We start from the raw sequence: 24,421 nt of genomic DNA on the forward strand, positions 1-24,421 counted from the left end.
CCCCACAAGGAGGTGGACGTCATGACGGTCCTCGCCGCTCACGGCCGCGCTTATCACCCGGCCCCGCCCCCGGCCTGGCGGCCGCGCCTGGATCCCGGGCCGCTGCTGCCCGACGCCGAGCCGTATCGCGTGCTCGGCACCCCGGCGGCCGCGTCGGTCGACGCCGAGCTGCTCAAGGAGCTGCATGCGGAGCTGGTCCGCGGCCGGCGGTACAACGAACAGGCCACCGCCCTCACCCGCCAGGGCCGCCTCGCCGTCTATCCGTCCACCACCGGCCAGGAGGCCTGCGAGATCGCCGCCGCCCGCGCGCTCGCCGAGCAGGACTGGCTCTTCCCCTCTTATCGCGACACCCTCGCCGCCGTGGCCCGCGGCCTCGACCCGGTTGCGGCGCTGACGCTGCTGCGCGGGGACTGGCACACCGGCTATGACCCCAAGGCCTCCCGGATAGCGCCGCTCTGCACCCCGCTGGCCACCCAGCTGCCGCATGCCGTCGGCCTCGCGCACGCCGCCCGCCTCAAGGGCGACGACGTGGTCGCCCTCGCCATGGTCGGCGACGGCGGCACCAGCGAGGGCGACTTCCACGAGGCGCTCAACTTCGCCGCCGTCTGGCAGGCCCCGGTCGTCTTCCTGGTCCAGAACAACGGCTTCGCCATATCGGTGCCGCTGGAGAAGCAGACCGCGGCCCCGTCCCTGGCCCACAAGGCGGTGGGCTATGGCATGCCCGGCCGCCTGGTCGACGGCAATGACGTGACGGCGGTCCTCGAGGTCCTGGGCAGTGCGATCGAGCGGGCCCGGGCGGGCCACGGCCCGACGCTGATCGAGGCGATCACATACCGCCTGGACGCCCACACCAACGCCGACGACGCCACCCGCTATCGCGCCGACGACGAGGTCACCACCTGGCGCGGCCACGACCCGATCGCCCTGGTCGAGCAGGAGCTGACGGCCCGCGGCCTGCTGGACGAGGAGACCGAGCGGGCGGCATCCGTGGCGGCGGAGAAGCTCGCCGCGGACCTGCGCGAGCGGATGCACGCCGACCCGGCGCTGGACCCGATGGACCTCTTCGAGGACGTGTACGCAGAGCCGACGCCGCAGCTGCGCGAGCAGCGGGCGCAGCTGCGGGAAGAGCTGCAGGCCGCGCAGGCCGAGTCGGCGGAGCAGGGAGCGGAGGGGGAGCAGGCATGAGTACGGCCACGGCCGCGAGGGCCGGCGCCGCGAGCGCGCGCAAGCCCGCCACGATGGCGCAGGCGCTGACCAGCGCCCTCCGCGACGCCATGGCGGAGGACCCGTCGGTCCACGTAATGGGCGAGGACGTCGGCACCCTCGGCGGCGTCTTCCGGATCACCGACGGGCTGGCGAAGGAGTTCGGCGAGGACCGCTGCACGGACACGCCGCTGGCGGAGGCCGGCATCCTCGGCGCGGCCGTGGGGATGGCGATGTACGGGCTGCGCCCGGTGGTGGAGATGCAGTTCGACGCCTTCGCCTACCCGGCGTTCGAGCAGCTGATCAGCCATGTATCGCGGATGCGCAACCGCACCCGCGGCGCCCTGCCCCTCCCCATCACCATCCGGATTCCGTACGGCGGCGGCATCGGCGGCGTCGAGCACCACAGCGACTCCTCCGAGGCGTACTACATGGCCACCCCCGGCCTGCACGTCTTCACCCCGGCCACGGTCGCCGATGCCTACGGCATGCTGCGGGCGGCGATCGCCTCCGACGACCCGGTGGTCTTCCTGGAGCCCAAGCGGCTCTACTGGTCGAAGGCCGACTGGTCGGCGTCCTCCCCGGAGCCGGTGCCCCCGCCCGGCAAGGCGCTGGTCCGCCGCGCGGGGACCTCGGCGACGCTGGTGGCGTACGGCCCGTCGGTGCCGGTCTGCCTGCAAGCCGCCGAAGCGGCGAAGGAAGAGGGCTGGGACCTGGAGGTCGTCGACCTGCGCTCCCTGGTCCCCTTCGACGAGGAGACGGCGGCGGCGTCCGTACGCCGCACAGGCCGCGCGGTGGTGGTGCACGAGTCGCCCGGCTTCGGCGGCCCCGGCGGCGAGATAGCCGCCCGCCTCACGGAGCGCTGCTTCCACCACCTGGAGGCGCCGGTGCTGCGCGTGGCCGGCTTCGACATCCCGTATCCGCCGCCAATGCTGGAGGAGCACCATCTGCCCGGGGTGGACCGGGTGCTGGATGCGGTGGCCCGCCTGCAATGGGAGTCGGCGTATGTGGCGCCGCCGCAGGGCGAGGGGACCGACTGATGGCGGAGGTACGGGAGTTCGCCTTGCCGGACCTCGGCGAGGGCCTGACCGAGGCCGAGATCATCCGCTGGCTGGTGGCGGCGGGCGACACGGTAGCCGTCGACCAGGTGGTGGTGGAGGTCGAGACCGCCAAGGCAGCGGTGGAGGTGCCCTGCCCGTACGCGGGCGTGGTCACGGCGACGCATGGCGAGCCGGGCACGGAGGTGCCCGTGGGGGCACCGCTGGTGACGGTGGCGGTGGGTGGTGGTGGGTCTGCTAGGTCTGCCGGGGCTGAAGGGACTGTCGGGCTTGAAGGGACTGCCGCCGGGTCGGCCGCGGCCGGGGACCTGGCTGGGGCCGCGGCGGGCGGCGCGGCGGCGGGGGCGGCCGCGGTGGCTGCCGCGGAGGACGAGGGCTCGGGCAATGTCCTCGTCGGCTACGGAACGAGCGCCCCTGCGGGGCGGCGCCGGCGGCGACCCGGGGGAGCAGCGAACGGGTCGGCGGGGGCGGCTACTTCAGGCATGGACGCGGGGTCCCGGAGCGGGGCCACGACTGCGGTTGCGGCTTCCCGGAGCGGGGCCGCCGCCGCGGTTGCGGCTTCCCGGAGCGGGGCTGCCACCGCTGTCACGCCTGCCCGGAGCGCGAGTGCAGAGGCCTCGCCGGGCGCCGGCACGGGGCCCATCCCCGTCATTTCCCCGCTCGTGCGTCGCCTCGCTCGCGAGCATGGGCTCGACCTTGCTGAGGTCGCGGGCTCGGGTCCCGGTGGGCTCATCCTCCGTGCTGACGTGGAGCGGGAGGCGGCTGCCGCCGCGGCCGGCGTGGGCGTGCCCGGGCATGCCGCGGCCGCGCCCCGTACGTCCACCCCGCCCACCGCGGCGGAGCGGATTCCGCTTCGCGGGATCCGGGGGGCGACCGCTGACAAGCTCAGTCGCAGCCGGCGCGAGATACCGGACGCGACCTGCTGGGTGGATGCTGACGCCACCGAACTGCTCGCGGCTCGCCGGGCGATGAATGCTGCCGGTGTCGCCGAGCCGGTGTCGCTGCTTGCTCTCTTCGCGCGTATCACTATCGCCGCGCTTGCCCGGCATCCGGAGCTGAACGCCACGGTGGACGCCGACGCCCGCGAGATCGTCCGGCTCCCCGCCGTACACCTCGGCTTTGCGGCGCAGACCGACCGCGGGCTCGTCGTGCCGGTCGTACGGGACGCGCACACCCTCAGCGCCGCCCGGCTCAGCGCCGAACTCGCCCGCCTCACCGAGGCGGCCCGCGCCGGCCGGCTCTCTCCCGCAGACCTCACGGGAGGCACGTTCACGCTGAACAACTACGGCGTCTTCGGCGTCGACGGCTCCACGCCGATCCTCAACCACCCCGAGGCAGGCATGCTCGGCATCGGCCGGATAGCCGAGAAGCCGTGGGTGCATGGGGGCGAGTTGGCGGTCCGGCATGTCACGCAGCTGTCGTTCACCTTTGATCATCGGGTGTGTGATGGCGGGACGGCGGGGGCGTTCTTGCGCTTTGTGGCGGATTGTGTGGAGCAACCGGCGGTGTTGCTGCGGGAGTTGTGAGAGCGGGGCGGGAGAGAGGTGGGAGAGCGGGGCGGGGGCAGCGGGGCGCCTAATCAAGTACCGGAGGCCCTGCCTCGATGCGTCGCAGCACCGGGGCCAGGCGGTCCACCTCCGGGCTGGGATCGATTTGCCTCTCGTCCCACCAGGTGGCACCCGCGTCGCGCAGCGGGCCGATCACATCCTTGGCCTTGGCGGCGTCCGCCGGAGTGACGCCGCCGACCACGAGGTCGAAGGGGCGCCGGGTGCCGCCTTCTCGATCGCCGTCCCGATGCCCGCGCACATAGGTGATCAACTCCCGCACGTCCTGGCGATCCGGCGGATATCCATGCAGGGCGTTCTTGAACAGCGGAACCGCGCCGTCCCATCGCGCGGCCCGCCGCATGGGCGGACGGTTCGGCCAGAATCCTCCGATCCACACCGGCGGCCGGGGCCGCTGCACGGTGGCGGGCAGCAGGCTCACGTCCCGCGCCTGGTAGTGCCGGCCGTGATGGTCGACGGCCTCGCCCGTCCAGAACCGCCCCAGCAACTCCAGCCCTTCGTCCAGCCGCTCGGCGAGCACGCGTCGATCGGTGGAGTCACCGAAGCTCCCGTACTCGTCCTCGACCGGCCCGCCCAGCCCCGCGGCGAAGACGACCCTCCCTCCGCTGAGGTTGTCCAGGGTGGCCACCTGGCGCGCCAGCTGCTGCGGCCGATAGCGAGCCACCGGAGTGAGCAGCGGCCCCACCCGTATCCGCGACGTCGAAAGCGCGGCCGCGGTCAGCAGCATCCACGCGTCCCCGAAGGGCCGCCCCGCGTACCCCCGGAAATGGACGTGGTCCCAGATGAAGAGCCCGTCCCAGCCGGACTCCTCGGCTGCCGTGGCGATGGTTGCCACGTTTCGGGGGTCGGCGAAGTCACCGAAGTTCGGGATGTTGATCGAGAAGCGCATTTGGGCATCGTGGGGTGTCTGGGCGTGGCTGGGCAATGGGTTTGGTGTCGGGCCCCCGGCCCTCACCTCCTCCCACCCCCTCCCACCTGCACCCATCGGCCCCACCGATGCCCCCGATCGGCAGGACACCCCAGCCGCCCATGGCCCGGGCCCGCCCCGCTCCGTAGCGTCGCCGTCATGAGCACCCAGACGCCCGACGCCACCGCCCGCCGCCGTACCGGCACCGCACGCGGCACCGCCGAACTCACGGCCGCCATGGCCATCTCCGGCACCCTCGGCATCTTCGTCGTCGAGTCCGGTGCGGACCCGTTCACCGTGGTCTTCTTCCGCTGCCTCTTCGGCGCCCTCGCGCTCGCGGGCTACTGCCTCGCCCGCGGCTACCTCAAGGCGCCCCGCGCCATGGGCCTCACCGGCAAGGCGGCCGTGCTCACCGTGCTCGGCGGAGTCTTCATCGTCTTCAACTGGGTGTTCCTCTTCGACGCCATCGAGCGCACCTCCATAGGCGTGGCGACCGTCGTCTACCACACCCAGCCCTTCTACGTCGTTCTCCTCGGCGCGCTCCTCTTCCGCGAGCGGATCACCGCCGACAAGACCGGCTGGCTGGTCATCGCCTTCGGCGGCCTCGTCCTCGTCTCCGGCATCGGGCCCTCCGCCCTCACCGGCGGCGGTCGCGACGGTTATCTCCTCGGCCTCGGCGCCGCCCTGCTGGCCGCCCTCTTCTACGCCTTCGCCACCCTCGCCATCAAGCGCATCGAAGGCGTCCGTCCGCACGTCATCGCCCTCGTCCAGGCCCTCGTCGGCATCCCCCTGCTGCTCCCCTTCGCCGACCTCGCCGGCTCCGCGGACCTCGGCGCGGGCTGGGCCTGGCTGGCGGGCCTCGGGGCGATTCACACGGGCCTGATGTACATCCTCATGTACTCCGCCTACCAGAAGCTCCCGCTGCAGCGCATCGCCGTCCTGATCTTCGTCTACCCGGCCGTCGCCCTCCTCGCCGACTGGGCCGTCTACGGCCACGCCATCACGCTCCCGCAGCTCCTCGGCCTCCCCCTGATCGCCGCCGCCACCCTCGGCGTCACCCTCGGCCGCCGCCTCCCCCTGCCCCGCTCCCGTAAGAACAAGGCCTACGTCAAGGCCTGCTGAGCGGCACCCCAGCCCCCACGCCCTCCTCCGCCACCAACCGCACCGCCTCATCGACGAACAGCCGCTGCTCCCGCGTCAGCCGCTTCCCCCGCCGCCACGCGAGCTGGGTGTACAGCGTGAACGGCGGCTCCCAGTCCAGCCGGGCCAGCCGCCCCGTAGCCAGCTCCTCCGACACCGTCACCGCCGGCAGCAGCGCGATCCCGAGGCCGGCCGCCACCCCCCGCTTGATCGCCTCGATCGTCCCGTACTCCCGAAAGGTCCCGGCACCGTCCCCGAGCGCCGCCCGCATCCCCTCCCGGTACGCGCACCCGGCCTCGGTCGCCAGCACCGTCTGCCGCTCCAGCCAGCCGGTCTCCACCCCGGCCACCCCCGCCAGTTCATGCCCGGGCGCCGCCACCAGCGCCAGCGGCTCCCGCCCCAGCACGGCGACCTCGACGCCCTCGTGCTCGGTCGCCGGTTCCATCAGGAAGCCCAGGTCGTACGAGCCCTGCCGGAGCCCCTGCAGCGTCTCCGCGCAGATGGAAGGACGCAGTGCCAGCTCCACCTTGGGATAGCGGTGCTGGAAGAGTTCGAGCAGCGGCGGCATCCGGTACGAGGTGAGGCTCTCCATCGTCCCCACCACCAGCGTCCCGGCCGGCTCCACCGCACCCCCGACATCCGCCCGCGCCTCGTCCGCGAGCGCCAGCAGCTGCTCCGCGTACGGCACCAGCCGCCGCCCCGCATCGGTCAGCTGAATCCGCCCGCCGAGCCGGTCGAAAAGCGCGACCCCCAGATCGGCCTCCAGCGCCTTGATCTGCCCGGTAACGCTCGATTGCGCATAGCTCAGCTCGGCCGCGGCCTTGGTAAAGCTCAGCACCGAAGCGGCCTTGAGGAAGGTCGCCAGCTGACGTGTCTCCATAACCTGACACTATGCGGTCCATGGAAACCGCCGCGTACGACGCCATCGTCCTGGCGGGCGGCGGCGCCCGCAGGCTCGGCGGCGCCGACAAACCGGCCCTCAGCGTCGGCGGCCGCACCCTCCTGGACAGGGTCCTGGCCGCCTGCCAGGACGCCGCCCGTACGATCGTCGTCGGCCCCCGCCGCCCCACCGCCCGCCCGGTCCACTGGACCCGCGAACACCCGCAGGGCGGCGGCCCATTGGCCGCCCTGGACGCCGGCCTCCAGCAGTCGACAGCCCCCACCCTCCTGGTCCTCTCCGCCGACCTCCCCTTCCTGGACCGGAACACCACCACCGCACTGCGCCACACCCTGACCGAAACCACGGCAGACGCAGCCCTCCTCACCGACGACAACGGCCGCGACCAGCCCCTGGTAGCCGCGTACCGCGCCGAAAGCCTCCGCCGCGAGCTGGCCCTGCTCGCCACCGAGCACGGCACCCTCGCGAGCCTCCCCCTCCGCCTCCTCACACACGAGCTGACCCTCCACCGCCTCCCCGCAGCCACCGCCGCCGCCTTCGACTGCGACACCTGGGAGGACCTCGCCACCGCAAGGGCCCGGATCAGGGAGCATGGGAACGTGTTGGATGAATGGCTGACCGCAGCAAAGCAAGAGCTCGGCATCGAACTGGACGTCGACACCGCCGCCCTGCTCGACCTGGCCCGCGACGCCGCCCACGGCGTCGCGAGGCCGGCCGCACCGCTGACCACCTTCCTGGTCGGTTACGCGGCGGCCCAGGCCGGCGGCGGCCCCGAGGCGGTCGCGCAGGCGGCCCGCAAGGCCGCGGCCCTGGCGGCCCGCTGGGCCGAAGAGGACGGCGACCAATGACCCCGCGCCAACGCAGCACCACCCCGGAAGAGGACTTCGGCGCCGACGCCCTGTCCCTGGCCAACGCCCACCGGCACCAGGAGGCGGCGGAGTACGGGGACGCCTTCACGCTGGACGACGAGCCGACGGCCGCACCGGCGAAGCCTCGTACAAACCGCAAGCCGGACGACGACCTCGAGGACGTCCTGGCCCTGGCCAACAACCAGGCCGCACCCGGCAGCTCGGACGAGGGGCCAGGGTGGAGCGACGCCGCCGAAAAAACCCAGCACCGAGAACAAGCCGACCACCACGTTTTTTCGGTGGTGTCGCGGAACCCTGGCCCCGGCCCAGAGACAAAAACCTGGCCGGACGCCCACCACACAGCAGCCCGCGCCGCGAAGCCCCTCCCACCCCTAGCCCTCCCCCTCGCATCCGCGACCGGCCACATCCTGGCCACCCCGCTGGAAGCCCTGACCGACCTCCCAGCCTTCGACACCTCCGCAATGGACGGCTACGCCGTAGCAGGCCCAGGCCCCTGGAAGTGCCACCAGGGCCAAGGCCTCCTCGCCGGAGCCGAAGCGACGACCCCCCTCGAAGACGGCGCAGCCATCCGCATCGCGACAGGCGCGAGAGTCCCCGCCGGCGCCACCGCGGTCCTCCGCACGGAACACGCGAAACTCCAGGACAGCACACTCCACGCGACCCCCGCCCACGACGTACGCCAAGGCCAGGACATCCGCCCCCGAGGCCAGGAATGCCGCTCCGGCACCGAACTCATCCCGGCCGGCGCCGAAGTAACCCCAGCCATCCTCGGCCTGGCCGCAGCCGCCGGCTACGACGAGCTCACCGTCACCCGCCGCCCCCGAGTAGAGATCCTCATCCTCGGCGAGGAACTCCTCCACCGCGGCCGCCCCCGCGACGGCCGCATCCGCGACGCCCTGGGCCCCCTCCTCGCCCCGTGGATCAGCGCCCTGGGCGCAGACCCCTTCGTCACCCGCCGCCTCGGCGACGACGCCGAACTCCTCCACGAAGCGGTGGCAACCTCCACCGCCGACCTGGTCATCACCACCGGCGGCACAGCGGCAGGCCCGGTCGACCACGTCCACGCCACCCTCCGCCGCCTGGACGCAGACCTCCTCATCGACGGCGTAGCGGTCCGCCCGGGCCACCCCATGCTGCTGGCCCGTCTGCCCGCAGAAGCCTCCGCAAGCGCTCACCTCGTAGGCCTCCCCGGCAACCCCCTCGCCGCCGTCTCCGGCCTCCTCACCCTCGCCGCCCCCCTCATCCGCACCCTCCGCGGCAAGGCCCAGCCCACCCCCATGCGCGCCCGCCTGGCCGGCGCCGCCCGCCCGCACCCGCGCGACACCCGCCTCGTCCCGGTGGCCTACGACGCCGCGTACGACACGGCCTTCGACGCCCCCGGCCTCATCCGCCCGCTGCACTTCTCGGGCCCGGCCATGCTCCGCAGCCTGGCCACGGCCGACGCGATGGCGGTCCTCCTGCCCTCAGACGACGCCGTGGCTGAGGGGGCCGTACACCTCCTCCCGCTCCCCTGGAAGCGGGAGGCCTGAGGCAACCCATGCAGCGCCCCGACCCACCCACCGAAGAGCCAACAACGCGCCTGGGCTTCCGCGTCCAGCTCCCCACCCGCCTCCCGGGCCCGCTCCGCCAGGTCGGCTCCCGCCTCCTGCTCGCGCAACTGCTCCTCGTGGCCACGACGATGATCGTGTACCTCGGCCGGGACGGCTACACCGACAACGCGGACGACAAAGTCAGCTTCATCGACGCCGCCTACTACGCCACGGTCTCCCTCTCCACCACCGGTTACGGCGACGTAGTCCCGGTCTCCGAATGGGCGCGCGTCATCACGATCTTCGTGGTTACGCCCCTCCGCGTCCTCTTCCTGATCATCCTGGTCGGCACCACCCTCGAAGTGCTCACGAAGACCACCCGTGAGCAATGGCGCATCGATCACTGGAGAAAGACCTTGCGCGACCACACGATCGTCGTCGGTTACGGCACCAAGGGCCGCTCCGCGCTGCAGACGCTCTGCGCGAAGGGCATGTCGAAGGACCGGGTCGTGGTCATCGACGGCAGCCAGAAGGTGATCGACGCCGCCAATGCCGAGGGCTTCGCGGGCGTCCTGGGTGATGCCACCCGCAGCGACGTCCTGAAGCGGGCGGAGGTACAGCGCGCCAAGCAGGTCATCATCGCCGGTCAGCGCGATGACACGGCGGTACTGGTGACGCTGACGGTCCGCCAGCTCAACAAGCACGCGAACATCGTCGCCGCGGTCCGCGAGGAGGAGAACGCCCCCCTCCTCCGCCAGTCCGGCGCCGACGCCGTCATCACCTCCTCCTCCGCAGCCGGCCGCCTGCTCGGCCTCTCCGTCCTCAGCCCCAGCGCCGGCACCGTCCTGGAGGACCTGATCGTCCAGGGCTCCGGCCTCGACCTGGTCGAACGCGCCGCCACCAGAGAAGACGTCGGCCGCTCCCCCCGCGAGACCGACGACCTCGTCATCGCGGTCAAGCGCGGCCGCCGCCTGATGGGTTACGACAACCCCGAGGCCCAGAGCATCGAGCCGGAGGACCGCCTGATCACGGTCGTACGGGCGCCAGGCCCCATGGGCTCGGTGGGCGTACCGCACGACTGAGGCCGCACCAGGGAAGGGGCCATCAGAGCTACCGCCTGGTGCCGCCCGCATCCCCGCCCGAGTAGCCTCTCGGCCATGCATGCGATCACCATTCCCCAGCCCGGTGACCCGGACGTCCTGACCTGGGCGGAGGTCCCCGATCCCGTTCCTGCCGAGGGGGAGGTGCTCGTCGATGTCGTGGCGAGTGCCGTGAACCGCGCGGACATCGCGCAGCGGCAGGGCAACTATCCGCCGCCGCCGGGCGCCCCGCCGTACCCCGGACTCGAAGCCTCGGGCCGGGTCGCGGCCGTCGGCGCGGGCGTGGCGGGCTGGGCCGTCGGCGACGAGGTGTGCGCGCTGCTGGCCGGTGGCGGGTACGCGACGAAGGTGGCGGTGCCGGCCGGGCAGCTGCTGCCCGTACCGCAGGGCGTCGACCTGGTCGCGGCCGCCGCGCTGCCGGAGGCGGCGAGCACGGTCTGGTCGAACGTCTTCATGGTCGCCCACCTCCGCCCCGGCGAGACGCTGCTGGTGCACGGCGGCGCGAGCGGCATCGGCACCATGGCGATCCAGCTGGCGAAGGCCGTAGGCGCGCGGGTGGCGGTGACGGCGGGCAGCGCGGAGAAGCTGGAGCGCTGCCGCGCACTGGGCGCCGACATCCTGATCAACTACCGCGAGCAGGACTTCGCGGCCGAGCTGAAGAAGGCGACGGACGGCGCGGGCGTCGACGTCATCCTCGACATCGTCGGCGCCGACTACCTGAAGCAGAACGTCAAGGCCCTCGCCGTGAACGGCCGCATCACCATCATCGGCATGCAGGGCGGCCGCCGCGGCGAGCTCGACATCGGCGCGCTGATGATGAAGCGCGGCGCGGTCGTCGGCACCACGCTGCGCTCGCGCCCGCTGGGCGAGAAGGCGTCGATCGTGGCGGCGGTGCGCGAGCACGTGTGGCCGCTGATCGAGTCCGGTCAGGTGAAGCCGGTGATCGACCGGGCGGTGGCGATGCGGGATGCGGCGGACGCGCATCGGTACGTGGAGGACAGCGGCCATGTGGGGAAGGTGCTGCTGACCGTCTGACGACGGCGGGCCACGGTCGGCCCAACACCTGATGCCGGGTTTGCACCGCTATGTGACGCTCAAAGCGTCGCACCGGTGCTCCTGGTACAGGAAGGTTCTCGGCCGTGGCCCACGCACTCCTGCCCCGCCCGCGCCTCCGGCGCGATGCCGCGACGCGACGGGTGGCGGGGGCGGGCGCCGCGATGCGGCGGCTGCGATGGGGGGTACGGGCCGGGGCGCTGGTGGCCGCGGGGCTCGGCGGGGTCCTCGGGGCGGTGCCGCAGGCGGCGGCTTCACAAGTGGCGGCTTCACAAGTGGCGGCTTCACCGGTGGCGGCTGCACCGGTGGCGGCGGAATCCCACGCGGCGGTGATGTCCTCCGCGGCCCGCCCGGCTGGGGCGACCCCCGCGTCCGTAGTGGGGGCGGCTGCACCGGTGGCGGCGGATTCCCACGCGGCCGTGATGTCCTCCGCGGCCCGCACGGCTGCGGCGACCCCCGCGTCCGCGGCCCGCACGGCGGCGGCGACCCCCGCGTCCGTGGCCTCAGCCGCGAGGGCGGTGTTCCCTGCGGCGGCAGCCGCATCCGCCCCCGTGCCGGTCGAGGCCGATCCCTTCACCCCGCCCCCCGGGCGCCTCGCCGGGAATCGGCCCGGTGTGGGGCGCGAGCACCCGGGCCGGCAGGACGGGCCCCCCGGTGAGCACGATGGCGGTACGGGCGCCGAGCGCGATGCGCCCACGGATCCGCCCTCCCGCCATGCGGGCGAGGACGCCGGCGGCGGGGCCTCGGAAGGCGCCGACGGGGGAGCCGGATCGCCGGCCGCCGGAGCCACCCCCGGCAGCCCGGCCGAGACGCCGAAGGCGGATCGCGGTCCGGGCGCCGACGGCACGGAAGCCGGGCCGGAGGCCGGCAAGCGCGACCCGCGCCGCGACCGCGACGAGCGCCGCGACCGCGACGAGCGCCGCGACCGCGACGAGCGCCAGGACGGCGACCCGCGCCGCGACGGCGACGCCCGCCGCGACCACGCGAAGCCCGCCCCCAAGCCAAAGCCCAACCCCAAGGCCAAGCCCGACCGCGACCACCCCGCCGAGGCGGGCCCCCGCCACCACCGCAACCCCTGGACCCAGCAGCACGACTCGTACGAGGAGCCGGCGCCCCGCCTCGCCCCCGAACCCGAGCCCGACCACACCCTCACCTACGTCCCCGACGCCGCCCCCGGCGAACGGCAGGCCGCCCGCCCCGCCGCCTCCACCACCGCCCAGCGCGTGCTCCCGCTCGGCACCGGCATGACGCTCGTAGGCCTGGGCCTCGGCTTCATCGCGCTGCGTCTGCGCCGCCGCGCATAAGGCTTGCTCACCCCGAACATACTCGGTATACATACTGAGTATGTCGATCCGTCACGGCCTCCTGGCCCTGCTCGAGTCCGGCCCCCGCTACGGGAATCAGCTCCGCTCGGAGTTCGAGTCCCGCACCGGAGCCACCTGGCCGCTGAACGTCGGCCAGGTCTACACGACGCTCAACCGCCTGGAGCGCGACGGCCTCGTGACGCCGGACGGCGAGGACGACTCGGGCCATGCGCTGTACGCCATCACCGACGAAGGCCGCGCCGAGCTGCGCGTCTGGTACGCCACGCCCGTCGACCGGCAGCGGCCGGCCCGCGACGAGCTGGCGATCAAGCTCGCGATGGCGGTCGGCGCGCCGGGCGTGGACATCAGCGCCGTGATCCAGGCCCAACGCGCCCACACCATCGGCGCCATGCAGGACTACACCCGCCTCAAGGCCCAGGCTCTGACCACCCTGGAGCGCCCCGAGGCGGGCAGCGACGACCTGGCATGGCTCCTCGTCCTGGAGCAGCTCATCTTCCAGGCCGAGGCGGAGGCGCGCTGGCTGGACCACTCGGAGTCCCGGCTCGTACGGATGGCACAGCGCGAGGACGTCCTGCCGCACAGGGGGCGGCAGGACGCCAAGACCGTGACCAGGGGGAGAAGATGACCGCCGAACCAGTGCTGAACCTGCGCCAACTGACCCGCATACACGGCTCAGGCCCCACCGAAGTCCACGCCCTGCGCGCCATCGACCTCGACGTCCTCCCCGGCGAACTCGTCGCCGTCATGGGCCCGTCGGGCTCCGGCAAGTCCACCCTCCTCACCCTCGCCGGCGGCCTGGACACCCCCACCTCCGGCACCGTCACCGTCGAGGGCACCGACCTCACCACCGCGAACCGCCGCACGGTCGCCGCCCTCCGCCGCCGCGCCATCGGCTACGTCTTCCAGGACTACAACCTCATCCCGGCCCTCACCGCCGCCGAGAACATCGCCCTGCCCCGCGAACTCGACGGCGTCCGCGCCAAGAAGGCCCGTAAAGAAGCGCTGCAGGCCCTTGAGGAGATGGGCCTCGCCGACATCGCCGACCGCTTCCCGGACGAGATATCCGGCGGCCAGCAGCAGCGCACCGCCATCGCCCGCGCCCTGGTCGGCGACCGCCGCCTCGTCCTCGCCGACGAGCCCACGGGGGCCCTCGACTCCGAGACCGGCGAATCCGTCCTGGCCGTCCTGCGCACCCGCTGCGACGCGGGCGCCGCCGGCATCCTCGTCACCCACGAACCCCGCTTCGCCGCCTGGGCGGACCGGGTCGTCTTCCTCCGCGACGGCGCGGTCGTCGACCAGACGATCCGCTCCGACGCCGCGGCGCTGCTCACGCCCGGCGCGTCCCAGTGAGCCGGTTCGCGGCCTGGCGCGCCGCCATCCGCATAGCCCGCCGCGACGCCCTGCGCCACAAGGGCCGCAGCGCCCTCGTCCTCGCCATGATCGCGCTGCCGATCTTCGGCGTCGCCGCCGCGGACATCACCATCCGCAGTACGGAGCCGAGCCAGGCGCAGGAGCTCCGGCGCGCGTACGGGGAGGCGGACGCCCGGGTCTCCCTCCCGCAGTCCGGCCTCTGGACCCGCCCGATCCACCAGAACCCGGAGGGCTGGGACGCCTCGCCGGCCAAGAGCAGGCGCGACCCCGACGTCGCCCGCGAAGCCCGCCCGCGCCCGGGCGAGCGCCCCGACATCCCCGCGGCCCTGCCCCGTAACTCCCGCCACCTGTCCGACCAGCGGGCGAGCATCCGGGTCCGTACGAAACACGGCGTCGACCGCCTGCACGTGCGCGAGCTGAAGGCCGCCGACCCGATGGCCAAGGGCATCATGACGCTGCTCCGCGGACGCTTCCCCACCGGCACCGACGAGGTCGCGGCCACCCAGGCCTTCCTGGACAGCAGCGGCCTGAAGATCGGCTCCTCGGTCCGGCTGGTCGACGGCGGCCGTAGCTATCGCATCACCGGCGCGTACGAGCTCCCCGGCAGCCTGGACGGCAAGCAGCTCAACGCCCTGCCAGGGGCGGTGATCCACTCTGACGGCTTCAAGCCCAACGACGGTGTCGACGCGGTCGGTTACCTGGTCGCCGTGCCCGGCGACTACACGTGGGACATGGTCAAGGAGACCAACACCCATGGCTACCTGGTCAAGTCGAAGGCCGTCCTGCTCAACCCGCCGCCGCACTCCGAGGTGCCGCTCTTCCAGCGGGAGCCGGCCATGGCAGGCACCACCGGCACCGGCGTCAGCGACCAGGCCCTCCTCCTCACCATCGCCATCACCGTCGTCAGCCTCGCCATCCTCGAGATCTGCCTCCTCGCGGGCCCCGCCTTCGCCGTCGGCGCCCGCCGCCAGCGGCGCCAGCTCGGGCTGATCGGCGCGCAGGGCGGCGACCGCCGCCACATCCGGTCCGTCGTCCTCTCCGGCGGCCTCGTCATCGGCGTCACCGCGGCCGTCCTCGGCCTCGCGCTCGCCGTGGCAGCCACCGCCCTGGCCCGGCCGCTCCTGGAGCAGCGGCTGCACGGGCGCTTCGCCAGCTTCGACCTGCCGCCGCTGGAGCTCGCCGGGATCGCCGCGCTCGCGGTGCTCACCGGGCTGCTCGCGGCGCTGTTCCCGGCCATCGCCGCCGCCCGGCAGAGCGTGCTGGCCTCGCTGACCGGGCGGCGCGGGGTCCGGCACACGGGGCGGGTGCTGCCCATTGTGGGAGTGGTCGCGGTGGGGGTGGGCGTGGCCGTCGCGGTCGCCGGGGGGACCATGACCGACCGGGTCGAGGTCGTCGGCGTCGGCAGCGGCATCGCCGAGCTGGGTCTGGTGGCGCTGACGCCCTTCCTGGTCGGCCTGTTCGGGCGCCTCGGCCGCGTCCTGCCGCTGTCCCCGCGGCTCGCGCTGCGCGATGCGGTACGCAACCGGGGACGCACCGCGCCTGCCGTGGCCGCCGTGCTGGCGGCGGTCGCCGGGTCGGTGGCGGTGGCCACGTACACGGCGAGCGCCGATCAGCAGCGCCGCGACGAGTACGCGCCCTCGGCGCCGCACGGGGTGGTGAGCGTGCAGATGGAGCGCGGCAGCGGGCGGACCGCGGACCGGGTGGGCGACGCCGTCGAGCGGCAGCTGCCGGTGACCGGGCGCGCCGACGTCGGGCTCCTGTCGGTCGGCGGGAAGAACTGCGGCGGCATCAGCGGCGGCGGCGGCAGGTGCGGCGGGGTGGCCGTCCTCGTGCCGGAGCGCAACGCCTGCCCGCTGCACTTCGGCAAGGGGGAGAAGCTCTCCGCAGCCGGGCGGCAGCAGGCCATGAAGAGCTGGCAGTGCAATCCGCCGGAGCCTCCCGAGACGCCGATGATGAGCGGCTCAGGGGCACTCGTCGGCGGCACCGATGTGCTCAAGGCGCTCGGCGTCGAGGACCGCAGGGCCTACGCGGCGCTGGAACGCGGTGACGCGGTCGCGTTCAGCCGCACCCCGGTCAAGGACGGCAGCATCACCTTGGCCGTATTCAAGAAGGAGGAGGACTACTTCAATCACATCGACGGGGATGGGACGGGCGCCGCGAAGAAGGCCGACCGCGTCCTCTCCCTCCCGGCGCACCGCCTCCGCGGCCAGGACGCGACCTATGGCATCAACGTCCTTCTCCCGCCCTCCGCCGTCGCCGGGGCAGGCCTCGACTCCAAACACTTCGGCGCCTACTTCACCACCGGCCGGCTGCCCACCGACGCCGAGATGCAGGCGGTCGAGAGCGCCTTCACCGAGCTCGACGTGAACCCGATCCTGTACGTGGAGAAGGGCTACCGGAGCGTCGGCGGCAACGTACTCCTCGCCCTCACCGTCTTCGCCGCCCTCGTCACCCTCGGCGCCGCGGGCATCGCCACCGGCCTCGCCCAGGCCGACGCCGAGCCGGACCTGCGCACCCTCGCCGCGGTCGGCGCCGGCAGCAGGGTGCGGCGGACGCTCTCCGGCTTCCAGTGCGGGCTGATCGCGGCGATGGGCGTCGTCCTCGGTACGGCCGCGGGGCTCGTCCCGGCGATCGGGCTGCGCAAGGCCGAGGAGCGCAAGGCGCTCGCCGACTACGCCGAGACCCTCGGCAACGGCTGGGGCCTCAAGCCGCACATGGCCATCGCCATCCCCTGGGAGACCATCGCAGGCCTGCTGCTCGTCGTCCCCCTCGGCGCCGCGCTGCTCGCCGCCCTCGTCACTCGCTCCCGGATCCCGCTGCTGCGGCGCGGGGAGGGGTGACCACGCACGTAAGGGGGGACAACCAAAGCGAGTCGCCCGTGCGGGACAATGGGCTCATGAACACTCCGAGCAACGAACAGTCGCAGGAGAGCCCGCACGTCCTGGTCGTAGGACCTGACGGAATGGCCCTCGGCAACGCCAAACCGGGCGACGGCAGTGATGACGAGTCGCGCGAGGTTCCCTTGACGGAGATGGTTGAGCAGCCTGCGAAGGTCATGCGCATCGGCAGCATGATCAAGCAGCTGCTGGAGGAGGTGCGCGCCGCACCTCTGGACGAGGCGAGCCGGGTGCGGCTGAAGCGGATCCACGCCAGCTCGGTGAAGGAGCTCGAGGACGGCCTCGCGCCCGACCTGATCGACGAGCTGGAGCGGCTGTCGCTGCCGTTCATGGACGATTCGGTGCCCACGGAGGCGGAGCTGCGGATCGCGCAGGCGCAGCTGGTGGGCTGGCTGGAGGGCCTGTTCCACGGCATCCAGACCACCCTCTTCGCCCAGCAGATGGCCGCCCGCCAGCAGCTGGAGCAGATGCGCCGAGCCCTGCCGCCCGGCTCCGCGCCCGGCGACGAGGAGGAGGGCGGCCCGCAGCACGGCGGGGCGCGCTCGGGGCCGTACCTGTAAGCAGAGGCACAAGCGGAAGGGCCCGTACGCAGCGGATGCGTACGGGCCCTTCGCCGTGTCTGGCGCTCAGGGTCACTCAGGGACGCCGGTGGACAGCTCCAGCTTGATCGTGTCCTTGTCCGGGTCGAAGGCGGACATGCTCGCCGGGAACTGCGCCAGCACCGTGTCCTTGGCCCAGATGCCGCTGGCCTTCCGCGTCGTCTCGAGCTTCCAGCCCGCCGCCTGGGCGCAGTCCTGCACCGACTTGAAGTCCTTGTACGTCAGGTCCGGAAGGCTGAGCTTGGACTTGTCGTCGTAGTGCTCGCGGGCCTCGGTGCACTCTTCCTTGTCGATCACGCGGGTGCGGTCCGGCGGCAGCACCTTGGGCTTGTCGCCGCCGCCACCACTGCCGCCGCCATCGCCGCCCGCGTCCTGCGAGGCCGTCGGGGACTCCTTCGCCTCCGGCTCGCCGCCGCCGTCCTTCGTGGTCAGCACGATGATCACCGTGGCGATGGCGGCCACCGCGAGCACGATCGCGGTGGAGATGAGCGCGACGTTCTTGCCGCCGCCGCTGCCCCCGCCCCCGGCGGGCGGGGTCGGGGCGCCGGTCGGCGACATCGAGTACGGCGGCGGGGTCTGGTAGCCGCCCGGCACGTGCGGGGGCGGGGTGGAGGGGCCCGCGGGGGTCGAGGGGCCGTAGGCGCCGTAGCCCGCCGCGGCCGGCTGGCCGAAGCCGGGGGTGCCGGGGGGCGGCGAGTTGTACTGCGGGGCCTGCTGCTGCGGGTTCACCGGCGGGAAGACGGCCTGGCCGACGCCGGCCCCGGAGTTCGCCGGCCCGGAGGGGGCGATCACCGAGGGCATCGCGCCCGGCGGCGTCTGCTGGGTGGCCCGGAGCGCCTCCTCGGCCATCTCGTCGGCGCCGGGGAAGCGGTCGTTCGGGTTCTTCGACAGCGCCCGCGCCACCAGGGTGTCGACCTGCGGCGGAACGGTCTGGTTCAGCGCGGACGGGGTCGGCGGCGCCTCCTGCACATGCGCGTACGCGATGGCGAGGGGATTGTCCGCGTCGAACGGGAGCCGGCCGGTGAGCAGCTCGAAGAGCATGATGCCGACCGAGTACAGGTCGGAGCGGGCGTCCACGCCGCGGCCGAGCGCCTGCTCGGGGGAGAGGTACTGCGGGGTGCCGACGACCATGCCGGTCTGGGTCATCGCGGTGACGCCCGACTGCATGGCCCGGGCGATGCCGAAGTCCATGACCTTGACCACGCTGCGGCGGGTCATCATGACGTTGCCCGGCTTTATGTCCCGGTGGACGAGGCCCATCTCGTGGCTGGCGCCGAGCGCGGCCAGCACATCCGCCGTGATCTTCAGCGCCTTGTCGGTGGGCATGGCCCCGTACTGGCGGACATCCGCGTCGAGGACGGACCTGAGCGGCTGGCCGTCGACGTACTCCATGACGATGTACGGCACCGGCGCGCCGTCGATCGTGTCCTCGCCGGTGTCGAAGACCGACACCACATTCGGGTGGGAAAGCCGGGCGACGGCCTGCGCCTCGCGGCGGAAGCGCTCGCGGAAGGAGTCGTCGCGGCCGAGCTCGGTGTGCAGCAGCTTCACTGCCACCTGGCGGTCGAGGACCGTGTCGTGGGCGAGGTGGACCGAGGCCATGCCGCCTTCGCCGAGGAGGCTCTGCAGCTGGTAGCGGCCGCCGCCGACCGAGCCTCCGGCGTATTCGGGCCGACCGCCGTGCTCAGACATTAAGGATTCCCCCCGGCGTACGCGTACCTTTGACGGAAGCCAAGTCTGCCGCCTGGTCAAGGCACGTCAAGTTCGTTGCCCGTTCCGTGACCTCCCTCCCCATTCCGGGACAGGCCTGGGACGGAACCGGGACACGATTTGCCACGTCGGACGTTGGCAATGTTGCATGGTCCGCTCAGTGCGGACCGGCGCGCCCCGCGGAAGCGGTAGCGTGCCCTTACCGGGAACGGCTCACAGCGACTCTTCCATACCCCAGCGAGGACTGATGGCACAGACGGAAAACCCCCAGGGGCCTGGCGACCCGGGGGCGAACGGCGGCGCCGGAATGTCCGACTCACCAGAGTTCTGGGGCAACGGCGGGCTGGTCGGTGACGGCCGCTACCGCCTTACCAGACGCATCGGCCGCGGCGGCATGGCCGAGGTCTTCGCCGCCCAGGACGTCCGCCTGGGCCGCGAGGTCGCGGTGAAGCTGCTGCGCGCCGACCTTGCCGAGGACCCGGTCTCCAAGGCCCGCTTCACCCGCGAAGCCCAGTCCGTGGCCGGCCTCAACCACCACGCGATCGTCGCCGTGTACGACTCCGGTGAAGACGTCGTCGCAGGTCAGACCGTTCCGTACATCGTGATGGAGCTGGTCGAGGGCCGTACCATCCGGGACCTGCTGATCAATGCCGAGGCCCCGCCGCCCGACCAGGCGCTGCTGATCATCTCCGGCGTCCTGGAGGCGCTGGCCTACAGCCACCAGCACGGCATCGTGCACCGCGACATCAAGCCCGCGAACGTGATCATCACGAACACGGGCGCGGTCAAGGTGATGGACTTCGGCATCGCCCGCGCGCTGCACACCGCGCAGTCGACGATGACCCAGACCGGCATGGTCATGGGCACCCCCCAGTACCTCTCCCCCGAGCAGGCGCTGGGCAAGACCATCGACTCCCGCTCCGACCTGTACGCGGTCGGCTGCCTGCTCTACGAGCTGCTCGCGATGCGCCCGCCGTTTACGGGCGAGACCCCGCTGTCGGTCGTCTACCAGCACGTCCAGGACGCCCCGACGCCCCCGTCCGGCATCGACACGGCGGTCCCGCCGGAGCTCGACGGTCTTGTCATGCGCTCGCTTGCCAAGGACCCGGACGACCGCTTCCAGTCCGCGGAGGAGATGCGCGGCGTGGTGCAGTACGCGCTGCGCATGCTGCAGGACGTCGGCGGCCACACCGGCCAGTGGGACACCGGCACGGTCGCCCTCGCCCCCGGCAACACCCCGCCGATGGGCACCACGGCCGCCACCACCGCGCTGCGCGCGCAGCCCGGCGACCCGACGACGGCGGCGCCGATGCTGCGGCAGCCGAGCGCCGACGACGGCGGCTTCGACGGTTACGGCCAGGGGCCGGGCGGCGGCAGGGGGCGTAACGGCGGCGGGCGCGGCAAGAAGTGGCTGCTCGCGGCGCTGGCCGTGGTCGCGATCACCTTCGGCGTGGCCTTCGCCCTGATGAACCAGGACGACGGCGGCGAAGGCCCGAAGGACCAGAAGCCGACGCCGACGAAGCAGGAGCCTTCGAAGGACAAGGAGTCCAAGTCCGAGACTCCGTCGGACGAGCCGACGGATGACCAGTCCGAGGTCGCGCCGCCCCCGGAGGAGGAGCCCTCGGACACCCCGAGCTCCGAGTCCCCGTCGGAGAGCCCGACGGAGTCCGACACCCCGACCAAGAGCCCGACGACGCCGCCTACGAGCGGCGGCACGAGCACCAATGGTGGTACCAACACCGGTGGCGCGGACGGTGGGGCCGACGGTGGCGCGGATGGCGGCGCCGACGGTGGTGCCGATGGCGGCGCCGACGGTGGCGCGGATGGCGGCGCGGACGGTGGCGCGGATGGCGGCGCCGACGCGGGTGGTACGGACGTCGGCACGACCACCGGCGGCTGACGCCCCGGTTTCGTCCGGTGCGAGACGCGTCGGCGGGCGCCGGAAACGTCCGGGCCCACCCGTCCCGCCCAGCGGGACGCCTGCCCCCGGGAGACTGACGTCTGCCCCGGGAGGGTGAGGGCCTAGGAGTCCCGCTCCGACGACGCCTGCCGCCTCGCCACGTACGCCGCCGCCTGCGACCTGCGCTCCATGCCCAGCTTCGACAGCAGGCTGCTCACGTAATTCTTGATGGTCTTCTCGGCCAGGTGCAGCTGCTCGCCGATTGCGCGGTTCGTCATGCCCTCGCCGATCAGGTCGAGGATCTTGCGCTCCTGGTCGGTCAGGTTCGCGAGCTTGTCGTCGCCCTTTTCCTTGCCGCCGTCGCGGAGCCGCTCCAGCACCCGCGCCGTGGCCACCGGGTCGAGCAGCGACTTGCCCGCGGCCACGTCCCGTACGGCCGTCAGCAGCTCATTGCCGCGGATCGCCTTCAGGACGTAACCGGACGCGCCCGCCATGATCGCGTCGAAGAGCGCCTCGTCGTCCGCGAAGGACGTGAGCATCAGGCATTTGATGTCGGGGTTGGCCGAGCGGATCTCCCGGCACACCTCCACCCCGCTGCCGTCCGGCAGCCGCACATCAAGAACGGCCACGTCGGGCCGCACCGCCGGAATGCGGACGAGGGCGTCCGCCGCCGTGCCGGCCTCGCCGACGACCTCGATGTCGCTTTCCATCGAAAGCATCTCGTGTACCCCACGACGTACCACTTCGTGGTCATCGAGCAGGAATACCGTGATTTTTCCTTCTTCGCGCACGCAGCCAGTCTCACATATTGGGTCTTCCGGTGCTCGGGGCCACCGGGTTAACGTGCCCCTGTCCCGGCACCCTGTGAGCCCGTGACCAGTGGCCCTTCCAGCGGATCCGCGATTTACTTGGAAATCCAAGGAAAATCGCAGGTCAGGAAGGGTTCGCGTGGTCATAGAACACGGGGTACGGTGCCTGGAGCAGGCATCGCCGGGCTGCCAGTCCCGCCCGGAGCCTTACCGGCGTACCCACCCCGTACGCCGTAATGGAATCGGGTGAGCCGACCCCTTCGCCACCGGCGGAGGAGATCTTGAGTGCCCCGGCGACCCCGGGGGCCTTCAGAGACGTCAGGAGCACACCGTGACCGTGGAGAGCACTGCCGCGCGCAGCAAACAGCCGCGCCGCAGCAGCAGCAAGCGCACGAGCAGCCCGAAGAAGAAGGCCGCCGCCAAGAAGCCGGCCGGTGACCCGGGCCTCGTCCAGCTGCTGACCCCGGAGGGCGAGCGGGTCGAGCACCCGGACTACGCCATCGACCTGAGCGCCGACGAGCTGCGCGGCCTGTACCGCGACATGGTCCTGACCCGGGTCTTCGACGCCGAGGGCGTCACGCTCCAGCGCCAGGGCGAGCTCGGCCTGTGGCCCTCGCTGCTCGGCCAGGAGGCCGCCCAGGTGGGCTCGGCCCGCGCGATGCGCGACGACGACTACGCCTTCCCCACCTACCGCGAGCACGGCGTCGCCTGGGTACGGGGCGTGCCGCCGGAGAAGCTGCTCGGCATGTTCCGCGGCGTGAACAACGGCGGCTGGGACCCGAACAGCAACAACTTCCACCTCTACACGATCGTCATCGGCTCCCAGGCCCTGCACGCCACGGGTTACGCGATGGGCATCACGAAGGACGGCGCCGACTCGTCCGTGATCGCCTATTTCGGTGACGGCGCCTCCAGCCAGGGCGACGTCGCCGAGTCCTTCACCTTCGCCGCGGTCTACAACGCCCCGGTCGTCTTCTTCTGCCAGAACAACCAGTGGGCGATCTCCGAGCCCACCGAGCGCCAGACCCGTGTCCCGCTCTACCAGCGCGCCGCCGGCTTCGGCTTCCCGGGCGTACGGGTCGACGGCAACGACGTCCTCGCCTGCCTCGCCGTCACCCGCGCCGCCCTGGAGCACACCCGCTCCGGCCAGGGTCCGATGCTGATCGAGGCCTTCACGTACCGGATGGGCGCCCACACCACCTCCGACGACCCCACCCGCTACCGGGAGGACGAGGAGCGCAAGGAGTGGGAGGCCAAGGACCCGATCCTCCGGCTGCGCACGTATCTGGAGAAGGAGGGCCTGGCCGACGACGACTTCTTCGCCGCGCTCGACAAGGAGAGCGAGGAGCTCGCCAAGCGCGTCCGCGAGGCGATCCGCACCATGGAGAACCCGGACGAGCTGGCCATCTTCGAGAACATCTACGCCGACGGGCACGCCCTGGTCGACGAGGAGCGCGCGCAGTTCGCGGCATACCAGGCGTCCTTCGCCGAGGAGGGCAACTGATCATGGCCGCAGAGAAGATGGCATTGGCGAAGGCGATCACGGAGTCCCTTCGTACGAGCCTTGAGCAGGACTCGAAGGTCCTCGTCATGGGCGAGGACGTAGGCAAGCTCGGCGGCGTCTTCCGCGTCACCGACGGCCTGCAGAAGGACTTCGGCGAGGACCGGGTCATCGACACCCCGCTCGCCGAGTCCGGCATCGTCGGCACCGCGATCGGCCTCGCCCTGCGCGGCTACCGGCCGGTGGTGGAGATCCAGTTCGACGGCTTCGTCTTCCCCGCGTACGACCAGATCGTCACGCAGCTCGCCAAGATGCACGCCCGCGCGCTCGGCAAGATCAAGCTGCCGGTCGTCATCCGCATCCCCTACGGCGGCGGCATCGGCGCGGTCGAGCACCACAGCGAGTCGCCGGAGGCGCTGTTCGCGCATGTGGCGGGCCTGAAGTGCGTCTCGCCCTCCAATGCGAGCGACGCTTACTGGATGATGCAGCAGTCGATCGCCAGCGACGACCCGGTGATCTTCTTCGAGCCCAAGCGGCGCTACTGGGACAAGGGCGAGGTCGACAAGACCGCCATCCCCGGACCGCTGCACAAGGCGCGGGTGGCGCGCGAGGGCACCGACCTGACCCTGGTCGCGTACGGCCCGATGGTGAAGACCTGCCTGGAGGCGGCCGCGGCCGCCGCCGAGGAGGGCCGCTCGCTGGAGGTCATCGACCTGCGCTCGATGTCCCCGATCGACTTCGACACGGTCCAGGCGTCGGTCGAGAAGACCGGCCGGCTGGTCGTGGTGCACGAGGCCCCGGTGTTCTACGGATCCGGCGCCGAAGTCGCGGCCCGGATCACCGAGCGCTGCTTCTACCACCTCGAGGCCCCGGTGTTGCGAGTCGGCGGCTATCACGCCCCGTACCCGCCGGCCCGGCTGGAGGAGGAGTACCTCCCCGGCCTGGACCGGATCCTCGACTCCGTCGACCGCGCGCTGGCGTACTGAG

20 protein-coding genes are annotated in these 24,421 nt (G+C 72.5%); 16 read left to right on the forward strand and 4 right to left on the reverse strand.

Translation table 11 applies throughout. The annotated features are described in order from the left end of the window. Nucleotides 1–21 precede the first annotated feature (21 nt). The 3 genes from pdhA (ACNNMR_RS23320) to ACNNMR_RS23330 are packed head-to-tail and all read left to right on the forward strand — an operon-like array spanning nucleotide 22 to nucleotide 3,787. Nucleotides 22–1,185 carry a pyruvate dehydrogenase (acetyl-transferring) E1 component subunit alpha gene (gene pdhA / locus ACNNMR_RS23320; RefSeq protein WP_420000447.1) on the forward strand — a complete coding sequence of 388 codons (1,164 nt, stop codon included), beginning with the start codon at nucleotides 22–24 and terminating at the stop codon, nucleotides 1,183–1,185. Next, on the forward strand, nucleotides 1,182–2,243 hold the full coding sequence (locus ACNNMR_RS23325; RefSeq protein ID WP_419996618.1) for an alpha-ketoacid dehydrogenase subunit beta: 1,062 nt from the start codon (nucleotides 1,182–1,184) through the stop codon (nucleotides 2,241–2,243). Before pdhA (ACNNMR_RS23320) ends, ACNNMR_RS23325 begins: the two co-directional genes overlap by 4 nt. Then, nucleotides 2,243–3,787: a dihydrolipoamide acetyltransferase family protein gene (locus tag ACNNMR_RS23330; protein WP_419996619.1), complete on the forward strand. Its 1,545-nt coding sequence runs from the start codon at nucleotides 2,243–2,245 to the stop codon at nucleotides 3,785–3,787. The genes ACNNMR_RS23325 and ACNNMR_RS23330 overlap by 1 nt, the downstream gene beginning before the upstream one ends. A gap of 49 nt (nucleotides 3,788–3,836) precedes the next feature. Here the strand turns inward: ACNNMR_RS23330 and ACNNMR_RS23335 are convergent, their stop codons facing one another. Then, entirely contained in the window at nucleotides 3,837–4,715 is an 879-nt protein-coding gene (locus ACNNMR_RS23335) for an LLM class flavin-dependent oxidoreductase (protein ID WP_419996620.1), read from the reverse strand. 177 nt (nucleotides 4,716–4,892) lie between these two features. Here ACNNMR_RS23335 and ACNNMR_RS23340 point away from each other — a divergent pair, with 177 nt between their 5' ends. After that, nucleotides 4,893–5,855 (forward strand): DMT family transporter, encoded by a 963-nt coding sequence (locus tag ACNNMR_RS23340; RefSeq protein WP_419996621.1) that lies wholly within the window; start codon nucleotides 4,893–4,895, stop codon nucleotides 5,853–5,855. Here ACNNMR_RS23340 and ACNNMR_RS23345 read toward each other — a convergent pair. Continuing rightward, the gene (locus ACNNMR_RS23345; protein WP_419996622.1) at nucleotides 5,842–6,753 is read right to left on the reverse strand and encodes a LysR family transcriptional regulator; all 912 of its coding nucleotides are present in this window, start codon (nucleotides 6,751–6,753) and stop codon (nucleotides 5,842–5,844) included. The two genes, ACNNMR_RS23340 and ACNNMR_RS23345, sit on opposite strands and share 14 nt — an antisense overlap. An 11-nt stretch (nucleotides 6,754–6,764) precedes the next feature. Between ACNNMR_RS23345 and ACNNMR_RS23350 the strand changes: the two genes are divergently transcribed. The 9 genes from ACNNMR_RS23350 (at nucleotide 6,765) to ACNNMR_RS23390 (ending at nucleotide 17,475) form a co-directional block, all read left to right on the forward strand. Then, entirely contained in the window at nucleotides 6,765–7,619 is an 855-nt protein-coding gene (locus ACNNMR_RS23350) for an NTP transferase domain-containing protein (RefSeq protein ID WP_419996623.1), read from the forward strand. After that, entirely contained in the window at nucleotides 7,616–9,169 is a 1,554-nt protein-coding gene (locus tag ACNNMR_RS23355; RefSeq protein ID WP_419996624.1) for a molybdopterin molybdotransferase MoeA, read from the forward strand. The genes ACNNMR_RS23350 and ACNNMR_RS23355 overlap by 4 nt, the downstream gene beginning before the upstream one ends. An 8-nt stretch (nucleotides 9,170–9,177) precedes the next feature. Next, entirely contained in the window at nucleotides 9,178–10,251 is a 1,074-nt protein-coding gene (locus ACNNMR_RS23360; RefSeq protein ID WP_419996625.1) for a potassium channel family protein, read from the forward strand. A gap of 75 nt (nucleotides 10,252–10,326) precedes the next feature. Next, complete coding sequence (locus ACNNMR_RS23365; protein WP_419996626.1) at nucleotides 10,327–11,304, forward strand: NAD(P)H-quinone oxidoreductase; 978 nt, start codon at nucleotides 10,327–10,329, stop codon at nucleotides 11,302–11,304. 104 nt (nucleotides 11,305–11,408) lie between these two features. Then, the gene (locus ACNNMR_RS23370; RefSeq protein WP_419996627.1) at nucleotides 11,409–12,626 is read left to right on the forward strand and encodes a hypothetical protein; all 1,218 of its coding nucleotides are present in this window, start codon (nucleotides 11,409–11,411) and stop codon (nucleotides 12,624–12,626) included. Nucleotides 12,627–12,666: 40 nt separating this feature from the next. Further along, nucleotides 12,667–13,272, forward strand: a complete 606-nt coding sequence (locus ACNNMR_RS23375; protein ID WP_419996628.1) for a PadR family transcriptional regulator — start codon at nucleotides 12,667–12,669, stop codon at nucleotides 13,270–13,272. After that, a complete protein-coding gene (locus tag ACNNMR_RS23380) occupies nucleotides 13,269–13,997 on the forward strand; it encodes an ABC transporter ATP-binding protein (protein WP_419996629.1) in 729 nt (242 codons plus the stop codon). The genes ACNNMR_RS23375 and ACNNMR_RS23380 overlap by 4 nt, the downstream gene beginning before the upstream one ends. Continuing rightward, complete coding sequence (locus ACNNMR_RS23385; RefSeq protein WP_419996630.1) at nucleotides 13,994–16,858, forward strand: FtsX-like permease family protein; 2,865 nt, start codon at nucleotides 13,994–13,996, stop codon at nucleotides 16,856–16,858. Before ACNNMR_RS23380 ends, ACNNMR_RS23385 begins: the two co-directional genes overlap by 4 nt. Before the next feature lie 56 nt (nucleotides 16,859–16,914). After that, nucleotides 16,915–17,475 carry a bacterial proteasome activator family protein gene (locus ACNNMR_RS23390; RefSeq protein ID WP_419996631.1) on the forward strand — a complete coding sequence of 187 codons (561 nt, stop codon included), beginning with the start codon at nucleotides 16,915–16,917 and terminating at the stop codon, nucleotides 17,473–17,475. 72 nt (nucleotides 17,476–17,547) lie between these two features. Here the strand turns inward: ACNNMR_RS23390 and ACNNMR_RS23395 are convergent, their stop codons facing one another. Further along, on the reverse strand, nucleotides 17,548–19,206 hold the full coding sequence (locus ACNNMR_RS23395) for a protein kinase domain-containing protein (RefSeq protein WP_419996632.1): 1,659 nt from the start codon (nucleotides 19,204–19,206) through the stop codon (nucleotides 17,548–17,550). 265 nt (nucleotides 19,207–19,471) lie between these two features. Between ACNNMR_RS23395 and ACNNMR_RS23400 the strand changes: the two genes are divergently transcribed. Continuing rightward, the gene (locus ACNNMR_RS23400) at nucleotides 19,472–21,124 is read left to right on the forward strand and encodes a protein kinase domain-containing protein (protein WP_419996633.1); all 1,653 of its coding nucleotides are present in this window, start codon (nucleotides 19,472–19,474) and stop codon (nucleotides 21,122–21,124) included. A 122-nt stretch (nucleotides 21,125–21,246) separates the two neighbouring features. Here the strand turns inward: ACNNMR_RS23400 and ACNNMR_RS23405 are convergent, their stop codons facing one another. Further along, the gene (locus tag ACNNMR_RS23405) at nucleotides 21,247–21,915 is read right to left on the reverse strand and encodes a response regulator (protein WP_419996634.1); all 669 of its coding nucleotides are present in this window, start codon (nucleotides 21,913–21,915) and stop codon (nucleotides 21,247–21,249) included. A 349-nt stretch (nucleotides 21,916–22,264) separates the two neighbouring features. Here ACNNMR_RS23405 and pdhA (ACNNMR_RS23410) point away from each other — a divergent pair, with 349 nt between their 5' ends. Continuing rightward, nucleotides 22,265–23,437 (forward strand): pyruvate dehydrogenase (acetyl-transferring) E1 component subunit alpha, encoded by a 1,173-nt coding sequence (pdhA, locus tag ACNNMR_RS23410; protein ID WP_419996635.1) that lies wholly within the window; start codon nucleotides 22,265–22,267, stop codon nucleotides 23,435–23,437. A gap of 2 nt (nucleotides 23,438–23,439) precedes the next feature. Further along, entirely contained in the window at nucleotides 23,440–24,420 is a 981-nt protein-coding gene (locus ACNNMR_RS23415; protein ID WP_419996636.1) for an alpha-ketoacid dehydrogenase subunit beta, read from the forward strand. The last annotated feature ends 1 nt before the right edge of the window (nucleotide 24,421 follow it).

This window comes from Streptomyces boninensis, assembly GCF_048572725.1.
GTDB classification, from domain to species: Bacteria; Actinomycetota; Actinomycetes; order Streptomycetales; family Streptomycetaceae; genus Streptomyces; species Streptomyces boninensis.

Coding starts and splice junctions, on each gene's coding strand:
- pdhA (WP_420000447.1), top strand. CDS start 22: ATGACGGTCCTCGCCGCTCACGGCCGCGCTTATCACCCGGCCCCGCCC.
- ACNNMR_RS23325 (WP_419996618.1), top strand. CDS start 1,182: ATGAGTACGGCCACGGCCGCGAGGGCCGGCGCCGCGAGCGCGCGCAAG.
- ACNNMR_RS23330 (WP_419996619.1), top strand. CDS start 2,243: ATGGCGGAGGTACGGGAGTTCGCCTTGCCGGACCTCGGCGAGGGCCTG.
- ACNNMR_RS23335 (WP_419996620.1), bottom strand. CDS start 4,715: ATGCGCTTCTCGATCAACATCCCGAACTTCGGTGACTTCGCCGACCCC.
- ACNNMR_RS23340 (WP_419996621.1), top strand. CDS start 4,893: ATGAGCACCCAGACGCCCGACGCCACCGCCCGCCGCCGTACCGGCACC.
- ACNNMR_RS23345 (WP_419996622.1), bottom strand. CDS start 6,753: ATGGAGACACGTCAGCTGGCGACCTTCCTCAAGGCCGCTTCGGTGCTG.
- ACNNMR_RS23350 (WP_419996623.1), top strand. CDS start 6,765: ATGCGGTCCATGGAAACCGCCGCGTACGACGCCATCGTCCTGGCGGGC.
- ACNNMR_RS23355 (WP_419996624.1), top strand. CDS start 7,616: ATGACCCCGCGCCAACGCAGCACCACCCCGGAAGAGGACTTCGGCGCC.
- ACNNMR_RS23360 (WP_419996625.1), top strand. CDS start 9,178: ATGCAGCGCCCCGACCCACCCACCGAAGAGCCAACAACGCGCCTGGGC.
- ACNNMR_RS23365 (WP_419996626.1), top strand. CDS start 10,327: ATGCATGCGATCACCATTCCCCAGCCCGGTGACCCGGACGTCCTGACC.
- ACNNMR_RS23375 (WP_419996628.1), top strand. CDS start 12,667: ATGTCGATCCGTCACGGCCTCCTGGCCCTGCTCGAGTCCGGCCCCCGC.
- ACNNMR_RS23380 (WP_419996629.1), top strand. CDS start 13,269: ATGACCGCCGAACCAGTGCTGAACCTGCGCCAACTGACCCGCATACAC.
- ACNNMR_RS23390 (WP_419996631.1), top strand. CDS start 16,915: ATGAACACTCCGAGCAACGAACAGTCGCAGGAGAGCCCGCACGTCCTG.
- ACNNMR_RS23395 (WP_419996632.1), bottom strand. CDS start 19,206: ATGTCTGAGCACGGCGGTCGGCCCGAATACGCCGGAGGCTCGGTCGGC.
- ACNNMR_RS23400 (WP_419996633.1), top strand. CDS start 19,472: ATGGCACAGACGGAAAACCCCCAGGGGCCTGGCGACCCGGGGGCGAAC.
- ACNNMR_RS23415 (WP_419996636.1), top strand. CDS start 23,440: ATGGCCGCAGAGAAGATGGCATTGGCGAAGGCGATCACGGAGTCCCTT.